This window comes from Microbacterium caowuchunii (genome assembly GCF_008727755.1).
GTDB classification, from domain to species: domain Bacteria; phylum Actinomycetota; class Actinomycetes; order Actinomycetales; family Microbacteriaceae; genus Microbacterium; species Microbacterium caowuchunii.
This window is the reverse complement of sequence record NZ_CP044231.1, coordinates 2,308,381-2,320,270: the sequence shown is the minus strand read 5'-3', so window position 1 is coordinate 2,320,270 and position 11,890 is coordinate 2,308,381. Positions and strand designations below refer to the sequence as shown.

The 11,890-nt window shown below is 72.7% G+C and carries 11 protein-coding genes; 5 read left to right on the top strand and 6 right to left on the bottom strand.

The genetic code is table 11. The annotated features are described in order from the left end of the window. From F6J84_RS11135 to F6J84_RS11120, 4 genes are read right to left on the bottom strand one after another with little or no spacing between them, the layout of a single operon-like run. Window positions 1–966: an AAA family ATPase gene (locus F6J84_RS11135; RefSeq protein WP_150895663.1), complete on the bottom strand. Its 966-nt coding sequence runs from the start codon at window positions 964–966 to the stop codon at window positions 1–3. Then, window positions 963–2,126, bottom strand: a complete 1,164-nt coding sequence (locus tag F6J84_RS11130) for a DUF4350 domain-containing protein (protein WP_150973756.1) — start codon at window positions 2,124–2,126, stop codon at window positions 963–965. Before F6J84_RS11130 ends, F6J84_RS11135 begins: the two co-directional genes overlap by 4 nt. Next, window positions 2,123–2,773 (bottom strand): DUF4129 domain-containing protein, encoded by a 651-nt coding sequence (locus tag F6J84_RS11125; protein WP_150973755.1) that lies wholly within the window; start codon window positions 2,771–2,773, stop codon window positions 2,123–2,125. The genes F6J84_RS11130 and F6J84_RS11125 overlap by 4 nt, the downstream gene beginning before the upstream one ends. Next, complete coding sequence (locus F6J84_RS11120; RefSeq protein WP_150973752.1) at window positions 2,770–3,981, bottom strand: DUF7847 domain-containing protein; 1,212 nt, start codon at window positions 3,979–3,981, stop codon at window positions 2,770–2,772. Before F6J84_RS11120 ends, F6J84_RS11125 begins: the two co-directional genes overlap by 4 nt. A 161-nt stretch (window positions 3,982–4,142) precedes the next feature. Between F6J84_RS11120 and mtrA the strand changes: the two genes are divergently transcribed. The 5 genes from mtrA to hpf all read left to right on the top strand — a co-directional run bounded on the left by mtrA (window position 4,143) and on the right by hpf (window position 9,689). After that, the gene (gene mtrA, locus F6J84_RS11115) at window positions 4,143–4,823 is read left to right on the top strand and encodes an MtrAB system response regulator MtrA (RefSeq protein WP_150895656.1); all 681 of its coding nucleotides are present in this window, start codon (window positions 4,143–4,145) and stop codon (window positions 4,821–4,823) included. A gap of 1 nt (window position 4,824) precedes the next feature. Further along, window positions 4,825–6,519, top strand: a complete 1,695-nt coding sequence (gene mtrB, locus F6J84_RS11110) for an MtrAB system histidine kinase MtrB (protein WP_150973750.1) — start codon at window positions 4,825–4,827, stop codon at window positions 6,517–6,519. After that, window positions 6,516–8,189, top strand: a complete 1,674-nt coding sequence (locus F6J84_RS11105; protein ID WP_150973748.1) for an LpqB family beta-propeller domain-containing protein — start codon at window positions 6,516–6,518, stop codon at window positions 8,187–8,189. The genes mtrB and F6J84_RS11105 overlap by 4 nt, the downstream gene beginning before the upstream one ends. A gap of 93 nt (window positions 8,190–8,282) precedes the next feature. Beyond that, the gene (locus tag F6J84_RS11100) at window positions 8,283–8,942 is read left to right on the top strand and encodes a ComF family protein (RefSeq protein ID WP_150973746.1); all 660 of its coding nucleotides are present in this window, start codon (window positions 8,283–8,285) and stop codon (window positions 8,940–8,942) included. An 87-nt stretch (window positions 8,943–9,029) separates the two neighbouring features. Beyond that, window positions 9,030–9,689, top strand: a complete 660-nt coding sequence (gene hpf, locus F6J84_RS11095; RefSeq protein WP_191905813.1) for a ribosome hibernation-promoting factor, HPF/YfiA family — start codon at window positions 9,030–9,032, stop codon at window positions 9,687–9,689. A 74-nt stretch (window positions 9,690–9,763) separates the two neighbouring features. Here hpf and F6J84_RS11090 read toward each other — a convergent pair whose 3' ends face one another. Together F6J84_RS11090 and F6J84_RS11085 are read right to left on the bottom strand one after the other, a co-directional pair. Further along, on the bottom strand, window positions 9,764–11,095 hold the full coding sequence (locus F6J84_RS11090; protein ID WP_150973741.1) for a coiled-coil domain-containing protein: 1,332 nt from the start codon (window positions 11,093–11,095) through the stop codon (window positions 9,764–9,766). Between the two features lie 38 nt (window positions 11,096–11,133). Further along, window positions 11,134–11,718, bottom strand: a complete 585-nt coding sequence (locus F6J84_RS11085; protein WP_150973739.1) for a helix-turn-helix transcriptional regulator — start codon at window positions 11,716–11,718, stop codon at window positions 11,134–11,136. Window positions 11,719–11,890 lie beyond the last annotated feature (172 nt).

The following is an 11,890-nucleotide window of genomic DNA, read 5'->3' as shown; positions in this document are numbered from 1 at the left end:
TCAGCGGGGGACGGGGGTCTGCTGCAGGACGGAGGAGATCACCGCGTCGACGTGCACTCCCTCGAACTCCGCCTCCGGCGACAGCCGGAGCCGGTGTCGCCAGGTCGGGGACAGCATGGTCTGCACGTGGTCCGGAGTGATCGCCGGGTAGCCACCGAGCCACGCCCACGCCTTCGCCGTGGCCAGCAGGGCGGTCGCCGCTCGCGGGCTCGCGCCGAGCTGCACGGACGGGGCCTCCCGCGTCGCGCGCGCGAGGTCGACGACGTAGCCGAGCAGATCGTCCGAGACCGCGACGGATGCCGCGGCGTCCTGCGCGGCGCGGATGGCGCCCGCATCCACCACCGCGGTCAACCCGCCCAGCTCCCGCGGTACGAAGCCGTCGGCGTGGCGGCGCAGCACCGCGATCTCCGCGTCCCGGCCGGGGACCTCGACGGTGAGCTTCAGCAGGAACCGGTCCAGCTGAGCCTCCGGCAGCTCGTAGGTGCCCTCGTGCTCGATCGGGTTCTGGGTCGCGGCGACCAGGAAGGGGTCGGGGAGCGGACGGGTGACGCCGTCGGCGGACACCTGCCGCTCCTCCATCGCCTCGAGCAGCGCCGACTGGGTCTTCGGTGGGGTGCGGTTGATCTCATCGGCCAGCAGGACCTGTGTGAAGACCGGGCCCTCGCGGAACTCGAACTCCCCCGAGCGGGCATCGTAGATGAGCGACCCGGTGACGTCCCCCGGCATGAGGTCGGGGGTGAACTGCACGCGGTGGGTGTCGAGGCCCAGCGCCCGGCTGAAGGCCCGCACCAGAAGCGTCTTCGCCACGCCCGGGACGCCCTCGAGCAGGACGTGGCCGCGGGCGAGGAGGGCGACCAGCAGACCGGTCACGGCGCCGTCCTGGCCGATGACGGCTTTGCCGATCTCCAGGCGCACGTCGTGCATCGCCCGGCGGAGGTCGTCGTCGGTGGGGAGGGGGGCGGTCATCGGGTTTCCTTTCCGGGCCGGAGGGCCGAGGTCAGTGCCGTCTCGAGGTCGTTCAGCCGGCGGGCCAGGATGACGAGATCCCGGTCGGTGCGGGGCCGGTCCAGGTGCAGGATGCCGTGGACGTCGCCGCCGGCGCGGCCGAGTCGTGCGGCCACGGCGTCCGCGACGGCGGTGGCGTCGGCGGTCGCCGGAAGCCCCAGCATCCGTCCCAGGCGCCCGGTCGCGCCGCGTCGGAGCACCGCAGCGGCGTGTGCGGCGTCCCGGGTCTCGGCGTAGAGGTGCGCCCGGCCGCGGGTGGTCTCGCTGCCGCGGACGGTCACGGGCAGGCGCTCGCGGACGAGGGGCCCGAACCGTCGTCCACGCCACAGGATCGTGCCCGCGGCCGCGCAGATGAGCAGGACGATGGCCGGGCTCACCCAGGCGGGCGTGAGTTCCCCCAGGGTCGCGGCATCCGCCCCGTCGCTGTCGGTGATGGTGGGGACGAACCAGACCACCCGCCCGCGCTCGCCGAGCAGATTGACCGCGAGTGCGGCGTTGCCGTCGGCGGCGAGGCGGTCGTTCGTGAACAGGACGGTGCCGTCCACCGCGACCGCTCGGCCCGCGGGGCGTTCCGCCCAGACGAGGCCGTATTCGTCCCCGACCGGATAGCAGCCGGCAGCGTCCGCCCCGAAGGCGGCGCCGACGGCGATCGGCCCCGCACGCCGGGCGGCGGGCAGTGCGCAGTCCGGAGGGACCGGGGCGTCGTCGCCGTATCCTTCGACCCGGCCGTCGAAGAGCAGACGGACGCCGCGGGAGCGCGGCTCCAGCACGACGACGCCGGCCGCAGCGTCGGCGAGGCCGAGGAACGTCTCGTCGGAGAGGTACGCGGAGTCGGGCAGGACGAGGGTCGCCGGCGCCGTCGCCAGGGTCTCGTGCGCGTCCTCCCGGTCGCGCACGACGTGGACGTCGACGCCGTGCTGCGTGAGGATCCGGGCGAGCGCCCGCGCGCCGTCCGGCCCGGCCGACTCCGGGTCCAGCCGCTCGCGGCCGCTCCATTGCAGGGAGGAGGCGAGGAGGGCGCCGATCGTGCCTGCGACGATGAGGACGACCACGATGCCCGCCCAGGTGAACGCACGGCGGGACCTCGTGCCACGTCGCACCGCGAGGGGAGGGGCGCTCATCCGCGTCCTGCCGGCACCCGCGTGCGGGCCACCGCCTCGTCGAGGCTCCGCACGCGTTCGTAGGCGATGCGCGTGCCGGGGCGCCGGAGGTAGCGGACGTCGTCGAAATCGGATGCCGCGCTCGCGAACTCCGCGGCGTGCTCCGGGAACGACGCCGCCGCCTGACGGGCGAACGACTGCACCGTGGTCCCCGGCGGGGTCTCCAGGATGCCGCGCTCGTCCAAGCCGCGGGCCAGCGCCCTGACCGAGGCGCCGATCGCCTCCGTCCAGTCCTCATCGGCCGCGTACCGCGCCGCGTCGGCCCGCAGCTCCGCGGCCGAACGGTGGCCGACGTCGCCGAAGAGGTCCGTCCCGCTCTCCGGCCGGATCCGGGCACCCGCCCGCGGCCGGCCCCAGATGAGGAACGCGACGAGCACGACCGCGAGGACGACGACCGTGGCCACGACGGCGAAGGCGGGTCCCCACGAGGACGGGACGGGTTGGGTGAAGAACTGGGCGATGGCATCGCCGATCGCCTGCGCGACCCGGTCGAAGGGGGTCGGACGCGCGGCCTCGTACACGGGGTCGGCGAGTTCCTGCTCCGCCCACCGCCGTGCCTCGTCGGCGTCCGGGGTGAGTGCGCTCAGGGGTGCGGGGACGCGGGTCACCGTGCGGCATCCCCGCCCGGTGCGGTCCAGTCGGTGGCGCGGGGCTGCGTTTCCGAGCCGGGCGCGTTCCCGCCGGGTGCCGTCCATGTCTGCGGGGATGCGAGCGGGTCCGGTGCGCCGGAGGGGGAACCGGGACCGGGAGCCCCGGACGGGGAAGGCCACGAGGCGGCGACCTCGCGGCCGACGTGCCAGCGGTACGGGTCCGCCGTTCCCGCCCCCGCCTGCCGCTGGTCCACGTACGACTGCAGGTCGTGGTCGAGGCCCTCGGTCCGCATCCGCGCATCGATGTAGACGAGGGTCGACGCGGAGGCGACGACCACCAGCGCGACGGATTGGATGAGCAGGGTCACGATCTGTGTGATCCCGGAGGTTACGAGCACCCCGATGATCACTCCCGGCTCCTCGGCGCCGGTCGGGGCGATGATGGCGGGCAGGATGCCGGCGATCAGGGAGAACGGCACGCTGATGATCTGCGCGAGCACGCTGAAGCTCAGCTGGATGACGAACCAGACCCCGAAGGTCTTCCAGAACCTGTTGCGGGTCAGTCGCCACGAACGGGCGATACCGGCGAACACCCCCGCCCCCTCCAGGACGAGCACGGCCGGGACGAGGAACAGCTTGGTGGTCAGCCAGACGGTGAGCGGGATGGCGGCGAGCACGAGGAGGACCGCCAGCACGATCCCGGCCGCCAGTGCGACCGAGGAGAGGGCGATGACCGCGGCGACGAGGCCGCCCAGCACGACGGTCACGGCGGCGACGGCGAGGAAGGTGTAGCCGAGCAGCCGCCAGAACGCGGGCCGCACGCGTCGCCACAGTGCGCCAACGGTGAGCCGCTCGGATACGACGCCGTGCGCGACGTCGGCCACGACGATCCCCTGCACCACCACCGTCAGTGCGGTGCTCGCGATCCCCAGGACGACCCCGGCGACGATGGTGAGGGCGATCGACCCGGCGAGCACGGCGTCGTAGTCGGCGCTGCCCTCCGGCACCGTGTCCAGGCGGGAGAACGAGGCGAGGGCCGTTCCGCCGACCACGACCGTCAGCACGATGTAGGCGATCATCTGGGCGCCGAGGGCGAAGCCCAGCAGGACGCGGGGATTGTGGCGCAGAGCCGTGAACGAACGACCCAGGATGGTGCCGTAGGACAGCGGATGCAGCGGGACGATGCCCGGGCGCGGCGCCGGCGTCCAGGACGGATAGGCGGTCACGATCTCTCCCTCGCGGATTCGTCGGCTGCCCCTATCGTGGCACAGGGCCCCGACCACACGGCCGCTGTGCGGGGGAGTGCACTACTCTGTGGGGAGCGCATGGGGAAGAACGGCGGTGCCCGGCCGTCGCCGTGCCGGACGCAAAGGATGACACGCGTTTCATGACTTCACGCATTCTCGTGGTCGACGACGACACCGCGCTGGCCGAAATGATCGGCATCGTCCTCAACACCGAGGGCTTCGAGACCGCGTTCTGCGCGGACGGATCGGAGGCCGTCGGCGCGTTCCGTGCGGAGCGGCCGGATCTGGTGCTCTTGGATCTGATGCTCCCGGGCATGGACGGGATCGAGATCTGTACGCGGCTGCGCAGCGAGTCCGGCGTCCCCATCATCATGCTGACCGCCCGCACCGACACGGCGGACGTCGTCCGAGGTCTCGAGTCGGGGGCGGACGACTACATCGTCAAGCCCTTCAATCCGAAGGAACTCGTGGCCCGCATCCGGACCCGGCTGCGCCCGACGGCCACGGACTCCGCCGAGGTGCTGCGGATCGGTGATCTCACGGTCGACGTGGCCGCCCACGAGGTGCGGCGCGGGGAGACCGTCATCGCGCTCACCCCCTTGGAGTTCGAACTTCTCGTCGCCCTGGCGTCCAAGCCTGCGCAGGTCTTCTCCCGGGAGATGCTGCTCGAGCAGGTCTGGGGCTATCACTACAAAGCCGACACGCGTCTGGTGAACGTGCACGTCCAGCGCCTCCGCGCCAAGGTCGAGCTCGACGCGGACAACCCGAAGATCGTCACGACGGTGCGCGGTGTCGGGTACCGCGCGGGCGCCGTGGTCTGACATGAATGCTCGGGCCCTGCCGCCCTCGCGCCGCGACGCGCTCCTCGCGCAGCTGCGCGCCTGGCGGACATGGCCGGACACGATCGCCGGGCTGTGGCGGCGTTCGCTGCGCTTCCGGACGCTGCTGATCACGATCGCCCTGTCCAGCCTCGCGATCCTGGTCGCCTGCGTCTGGATGGCGCTCGCCATCCAGAACGACCTGTTCCAGTCCCGTCGCGACCAGGTGCTGGGCGACGCGCGGCGGGCGACGACCGCGGCGCAGGAGACGCTCGATTCCGCGGTGCAGAGCGACAGCGCGCAGGTGCGCAACGTCATGGACAGCGTGCGGGCGACCCTCGCCCGGCAGTCCTTCTCGGAACGGGTCGCGGCGTTCCGGATCGACCAGGAGCCGTCCTCCACCGCCCCGCAGGACTTCCTCTTCGGCGGCGACTGGGACGAGCAGATCACGGAGGCACTGAAGAACCGGGTGCGCAGCAACGGCGATGTGCAGTGGTGGCAGTCCATCGCCCTGCCCGACGGGAGCGGCGGGTCGGTGCCGGGCATCGTGGTCGGCCAGCAGCTGAACGTCAACGTCGAGGGTGCGGGCGCCTACGAGCTGTACATCGCCTACGACCTCTCCGCCGCCGAGCAGACCCTCGGCTTCGTGCAGGGGACCCTCTGGGTCGTCGCGATCGCGCTGATCGCCATCATCGCGGTGATCTCCTGGCTCGTGCTGCGCGCGGTCACCGTGCCGATCGCCGATGCCGCGCGAACGAGCGCCGAGCTCGCGGCCGGGCGACTCGACATGCGCCTGGACGTGCACGGGGAGGACGAGATCGCGACCCTCGGGCGGTCGTTCAACGCGATGGCCGACAGCATCCAGGCCCAGATCAAGGAGCTCGCCGACCTCTCCCTGGTCCAGCAGCGGTTCGTCTCGGACGTCTCGCACGAGCTGCGCACGCCCCTGACGACGATCCGTCTCGCCGCGGACGTGCTCAACGACCACCGCGACGGGTTCGACCCGGTGTCGGCGCGCGCCGTCGAGCTGCTGCACGCGCAGGTGCAGCGGTTCGAGGTGCTGCTGGGCGACCTCCTCGAGATCAGCCGCTACGACGCGGGCTCGGTGCAGCTGGAGCTGGAGCCGACGAGCGTGGCGGCGCTCGCTGAGGACGTCATCGCGTCGATGCAGCAGCTCGCCGATCAGCACGGGAGCGAGGTGCGCCTGGTCGCCCCCGGCGGATACTCCCCGGTCGACGTCGATCCGCGCCGGGTCCGCCGGATCGTGCGGAACCTCCTCGGCAACGCGATCGAGCACGGCGAGGGCCGGCCGATCGTGGTGACCGTCGACAGCGATCAGGACGCGGTCGCCCTCGGTGTCCGCGACTACGGCCTCGGGATGCGGCCGGAGGATCAGGAGCGGGTGTTCGACCGGTTCTGGCGTGCGGACCCGTCCCGCAAGCGCACGATCGGCGGAACCGGGCTCGGGCTGTCCATCGCCCTCGGCGACGCCCGCCTGCACGGCGGGACGCTCGCGGTGTGGTCATCGCCCGGACGGGGGACGAACTTCGTGCTCACCCTGCCACGCCACCCCCACACCGAGGACTTGGTCTCCCCGATCCCCCTGGATCCCGGGGACGACACCCTGGCGGTGCTGGGCGTCACGGAGCCGATCGACGTGGACGCGGCGACCCGCGCGGCACGGCAGGAGCAGACATGAAACGGATGTGGCGTGCCCTGGCGGCGATCGCGGTGGTGGCGGCGCTCGGCGGATGCGCGGGTCTTCCCACCAGCGGTCCCGTGCAGCCCGGCCCGGTCGTCACGGCCGAGGCGCTCGCCCCCGACGTGACCTTCCGGCCGAACGCGCCGCAACCGGGGGCGACGCCGGAGCAGATCGTGGACGGGTTCGTCACCGCCGCATCCGGTCCCCAGAACGACTGGCAGACCGCCCGGCTGTACCTCGCCGCGGACTACCGGGAGGACTGGAAGCCGCAGGCGGGCGTGATCGTCGACGTCCTCGCCGACCGCCTCTACGTGTCGACGGGCGAGGACACGATCACCCTGCAGGTCACCCCGCGGGCAACGGTCGACGCGGGCGGCACCTACACGGACTCGGATGGGGCGAGCACCCCGCCGCTGGCGTACACCCTGGCCCAGCAGGCCGACGGCGAGTGGCGCATCACGAACGCGCCGGACGGCATCCTGCTCGACGAGGACGTCTTCCGCAGCGTGTTCCACAGCTACTCGGTCATGTACTTCGATCCCACCTGGGAGTTCCTCGTCCCCGACCTGCGCTGGTTCCCGACGTACAACGCCGCCACCCGGATCGCGGATGCGCTGGTCAACGGCGATCCGGCCGCCTGGCTCGTGGACTCGGTCGTCACCGCGTTCCCCGAGAACGTCGACCTCGTCCCCTCCGTCCCGGTCCCGGGCGGGGTGGCGCAGGCGCAGCTGAGCGAGCAGGCGCTCGCGGTGGATCAGACCACGCTCGACCGCATGCAGACGCAGCTGTCGGCGAGCCTCGCGACCGCGCAGGTCTCCCAGGTGGAGATGCTCGTGGAGGGCGCGCGCATAGACGCGCGGAGGGTGCCCACGCAGGACACCATGGTCGACGCCCGGGCGCTCGTGCTCACCCCGGAGGGGTTCGGCTATCTCGTCTCCGGGGACCTCACCCCGATCCCCGGGCTGTCCGAGGCGATCGAGCGGCTCTCGCCCGTCGCCGTCCAGGTGGGGCGCGACCGCGTGTCGGCCGCGGTACGGCTCGCGGACGGATCGGCGGCGCTGGTCCGGGACGACGGTCGGGTCACCCCGCTGGACGGGCGGCCCGGGCTCCTGGATCCGACGATCGATCCGTTCGGGACGGTCTGGACGGTGCCCGGCGGCGATCCGGCCGCGACGCTCGCGACGACGGCCGACGGCGACGTGATCGCGGTCGGCGGGGCGTGGACGGGGGCGAGCCGCATCCACTCGATGCAGGTCTCCCGTGACGGCACGCGCATGGCCGCGATCGTCAGCTTCGGTGCGCGCCGGGTGCTCGCGGTCGCCGGCGTCGTCCGCGACTCCGACGGCGTGCCACGAGCCCTCGGTGAGCCGGTCGTGCTGACCGGGATCACCGGGGAGGGCAACGACGTCGGCTGGCTGGACACGGTCACCGTCGGCGCGATCTCCGCGGGCGGGGAGCAGACGAGGTTCGTCGAGCAGCCGGTCGGTGGCCTGGTCTCCTCGGTCGATGCGCCGGACGGGGCGGTCGAGTTGGCCGGGGTCAACATCGCGAGCGCGGTGCGACTGCGGACGGCGGACGGTGCGCTGTTCGTCCGCCGGTCGTCGAACTGGGTGCAGACGGCGACCGATGTGACGGTGCTGGCCGTTCAACAGGGCAACCCCAAGTAGCGGTCCTCCTCCCCAGCGGGGCGGCACCCGCCTTCCGTCCCCACTCCAGGACTGATCGCCACTGGGGACGGGCGCAGGCGGGACGATCACGACATGCCATCGCCTGCGTTCGCCCGCGCGGTCCGGCGCGCCACCGCCGACGCGCTCGCCTTCGTCCTGCCCGTCTCCTGCGCCGGGTGCGGCGCCCCGGACGTGGCGCTGTGCCCGGCCTGCATCCGACGGCTCACGGTCCCGGCCAGGACATCGCGCGCGCTGGACGGGGGCCTCACCGTGCACTCCGCGTTCGTCTACGAGGGGGAGGTGGCCCGGATGCTGCGCGCGCTGAAGGAGGAGGGGCGTACCTCCCTCACCCGCCCTTTCGGCGCGGCGCTCGCCGCCCTCGCCGCGACCGTGGTGCGCGAGCCGGCCGTCTTCGTGCCGCTGCCCACCTCCCGTGCGGCATTCCGGAGACGCGGGTACCGCGTCGTCGAGACCCTCGTCCGGCGCAGTTCCCTCCCCGCCGCCCGCCTCCTGCGGGTCGCCCGTCCGACCGTCGATCAACGAGGGCTCGGCCGGGCGGACCGGGCCCGGAACGTGGCGGGCAGTCTCCAGGCCCGGCCGCTCCGCGCACCGCATCCGGTCGTACTGGTGGACGATGTCCTCACCACGGGCGCGACGCTCGCGGAGGCGGCCCGTGCCCTCCGCGCCGCCGGTGTGCCCGTCCTGTGCGCTCTCACGGTCGCCGCCACGCCGCGGCGGGGCGGCCCGACGTGACAGGCCCCAGCCCCGGGGACTAGCGTGGAGGGTACAAGGCGACGATGGTCCGCCCTTGACCGGGTGGACCGGAACAAGGAGGTCATGATGGACACCAGTATCGTCGGCGTGGGCGTCGGGGTAACCGACCGATTCCGTGCCGTGGTCGAGGAGAAGTCCGGTCGCATCGAGAACATCGCGCCGCGGGCGCAGAGTCTCGAGGTGAAGGTCACCAACCGCGCCTACCACAACGGTCGGATGGAAGACTCCACCGTCGAACTCACCCTCACCGGCAAGGGCCCGATCGTGCGCGCCGAAGCCGTGGACGGGGACAAGTTCGTCGCTCTCGACCTCGCGGTCGACAAGCTCTGCGAGCAGGTGCGGCGCGCGAAGGAGAAGCGGGTCGACGGCCGCAACCACCCCCGCGGTGCACGCTTCGAGAAGGGCACCGGCGAGATCGCCGGGATCGACGTGCAGCCGGCATCCGCCGACGTCCTGAAGGCGGTCGCCACGGGGGAGGTCCCCATCCTCACCGGAGCAGAGGATGAAGAGGACTACACGCCGGTGGTCATCCGCACGAAGCGTTTCGACGCCGAATGGATGACGGTCGAGGAGGCCGTGGACCGGATGGAGCTCGTCGGGCACGACTTCTTCCTGTTCATCGACTCCCGCACCGACCACCCGAGCGTCGTCTACCGCCGCAAGGGCTGGGACTACGGGGTGATCTCGCTGGAGACCCTCGCGCCGCCGGCCCAGCTGGCTTCCTGACGCCCGAGGCGTCAGACAAGGAGGGACCCGCCTGACGGCGGGTCCCTCCTTCGTGTTCACCGAGGAGCGGGCGCTCAGTCGAACATGTCGCCGAGCAGGCCACCGATCACGAGGCCGCCCAGGATGCCGCCCATCGCGTCGCCCATCCCGCCGCGGCCGCCGCGACCGCCCCGGCCGCCCCAGCTCCCGCCGCCCCAGTCGTCGTCGCGCGGCCGGGAGGAGTCGATGTCGCGCTGGGCGAGTTGCAGTGCCTCGCTGGCGAGCTGACCGGCGCGGCGCGCCAGGTGCAGGGCGACCTCGCGCGAGTCCTCCTCGTCCGGCAGCCGGTCGATGTCGGTGCGCGTGCGCTCCGCCTCCGCGAACCGGGTGCGGGCGTCCGCGCCGATCCAGCCGCGGTGGCCGCTGATGAGGCTCCGGGCCACCGCGATCTGGCGGTCGGCGTCGTCCACCGCGTGGCGCACCTGCAGGACGCTGGGCAGCGGCCGCTCGGCCCGGTGCCGGGCCTTGGCCACGACCGCGTCGAGTGCGCTGTTGGCCGTGCGCAGGCCGGACAGTGCGGCGAACGGGTCGGTCAGCGAGCCGGGGGCGGGTAGGGCCGCGAGCGCCGCCTCCAGATCGCGCATCGCGCTGACGATCTCTGGGTTCGCGGGGACGCTGCGGGCCGTGACGAGGTCGCCGCGGGAATCGGCGATGACCTCGGCGAGGGTGGACTCCGCGCGCAAGGCCTCGATCTCGAAGTCCTCGACACCGTCGAGCAGCGTCTCGGCGCGGCGCACCGACTCGGTGGCCGTCTCCAGTGCGAGGTTCGCCTCGTCGGCGCGCCCGGCCTCCCGGCGGCGTGTCGACACATCCGCGCTGTGCAGGGCGAACGACAGCACCTGCTCCGCCTCTGCGGGGGAGTTCTCGATCTGGTGCACCGCCGAGGCGGCGTAGCGCAGCCGCATCCGGTCGACCACGCTCTGCGCGTGCGGGATGCGCTCGCGCAGGCGCTCCGCGTCGGCACGCACGCGGGCCAGGATCTCCGGGGCGCGACGGACGCGGGCGATGTCGTCCGCGAGGGCCGACGTGCGCTCGTCCAGGAGCTGATCCGCCCACTCGCACAGCTGGACGATGCGGGCGTTCCGGGTGCGCAGCTCCTCCGGGGTGTCCGGGATCTCGTCGTGGTTCAGCTGGTGCAGCTGGAAGGCCTCGCCGAGGTGCGTGCGGACGGCGATCAGGGCCTCGCGGAGGTCCTTCGTCGAGGACTCCCCGAGCTCGGCCTCGGCGAAGGAGAGCTCCTCGGTGGTCAGACGGATGCGTTCGTCCACCGCGACCAGGGACTGCTGTGCGCGGCGCGCCAGATCCGCATCCTGCGCGTTGATCTCCGCTTGCTCTTCGCGCTTGCGTTTACCCCAGAAACCGGCCATGGATCGATCCTAAGCGTGCAGGCGGGGGCCGAGCCGGTTCAGGCGACGCGGGCGGGACGGCCGCGTTTCGGGCGGAGCCCGGACAGGCCCGTCGTCCGTGCGGACTCCGGATGGCCGGCCACCCGCTCGGCCGCACGATCCAGCCAGGCGAGCTCCGCCTCCGCGCTCGCCACGAGTCCCTCGTGCACGAGCACGTGGGCGAGGGCGCCGGGTTCGTCCGCGTCCCCCGGCGCGGTCTCCCGCAAGGCTTCCAGACGCCCCTGGGCGGCCGCGCGCTCGGCGGCGATGAGCGCGGCCGCATCGACCCCGGGCAGGGTGGCGGCCAGGGCCACCTTCACGGTGAGTTCGTCCCGGCCGGGAGCGGCCCGCACCACGGGGCGGGCGAGCCACCCGGCGGCCTCCGCGCGCCCGGCGTCGGTCGCGGAGTAGTAGACGTGACCCTGCTCGTCGGGGTCGCCCTTGGCCACGAGGCCGTCGCGCTCCAGGCGCTCCAGGGTGTTGTAGATCTGCCCCACGTTCAGTGGCCAGACACCGCCGGTACGGCGATCGAATTCCGCCCGCAGCTGGTACCCATAGCAGGGTCCCTGGCTGAGGATGGCGAGCAGGCTCTGACGTACCGACATTCCACTTCCCGTCCGCGTTAGTCGTTTCCGAGTATATGCATGCGCGGAAGCGGCATCTCCGGCGGTGGCCGCCCCGTGGCCGATCGCTACGCGCGAACGTCCCGGATTTCCGGTGATTGGACGCGTGCGGGCGGATACCATGGGAGGCGGTGTGCCCGGTTCCCGGGTGCGA

What these genes read in the sequence shown, in the direction of transcription:
- mtrB (WP_150973750.1), top strand. Translation starts at nt 4,825, where the DNA reads ATGAATGCTCGGGCCCTGCCGCCCTCGCGCCGCGACGCGCTCCTCGCG.
- F6J84_RS11085 (WP_150973739.1), bottom strand. Translation starts at nt 11,718, where the DNA reads ATGTCGGTACGTCAGAGCCTGCTCGCCATCCTCAGCCAGGGACCCTGC.
- F6J84_RS11135 (WP_150895663.1), bottom strand. Translation starts at nt 966, where the DNA reads ATGACCGCCCCCCTCCCCACCGACGACGACCTCCGCCGGGCGATGCAC.
- F6J84_RS11105 (WP_150973748.1), top strand. Translation starts at nt 6,516, where the DNA reads ATGAAACGGATGTGGCGTGCCCTGGCGGCGATCGCGGTGGTGGCGGCG.
- hpf (WP_191905813.1), top strand. Translation starts at nt 9,030, where the DNA reads ATGGACACCAGTATCGTCGGCGTGGGCGTCGGGGTAACCGACCGATTC.
- F6J84_RS11090 (WP_150973741.1), bottom strand. Translation starts at nt 11,095, where the DNA reads ATGGCCGGTTTCTGGGGTAAACGCAAGCGCGAAGAGCAAGCGGAGATC.
- F6J84_RS11100 (WP_150973746.1), top strand. Translation starts at nt 8,283, where the DNA reads ATGCCATCGCCTGCGTTCGCCCGCGCGGTCCGGCGCGCCACCGCCGAC.
- F6J84_RS11130 (WP_150973756.1), bottom strand. Translation starts at nt 2,126, where the DNA reads ATGAGCGCCCCTCCCCTCGCGGTGCGACGTGGCACGAGGTCCCGCCGT.
- mtrA (WP_150895656.1), top strand. Translation starts at nt 4,143, where the DNA reads ATGACTTCACGCATTCTCGTGGTCGACGACGACACCGCGCTGGCCGAA.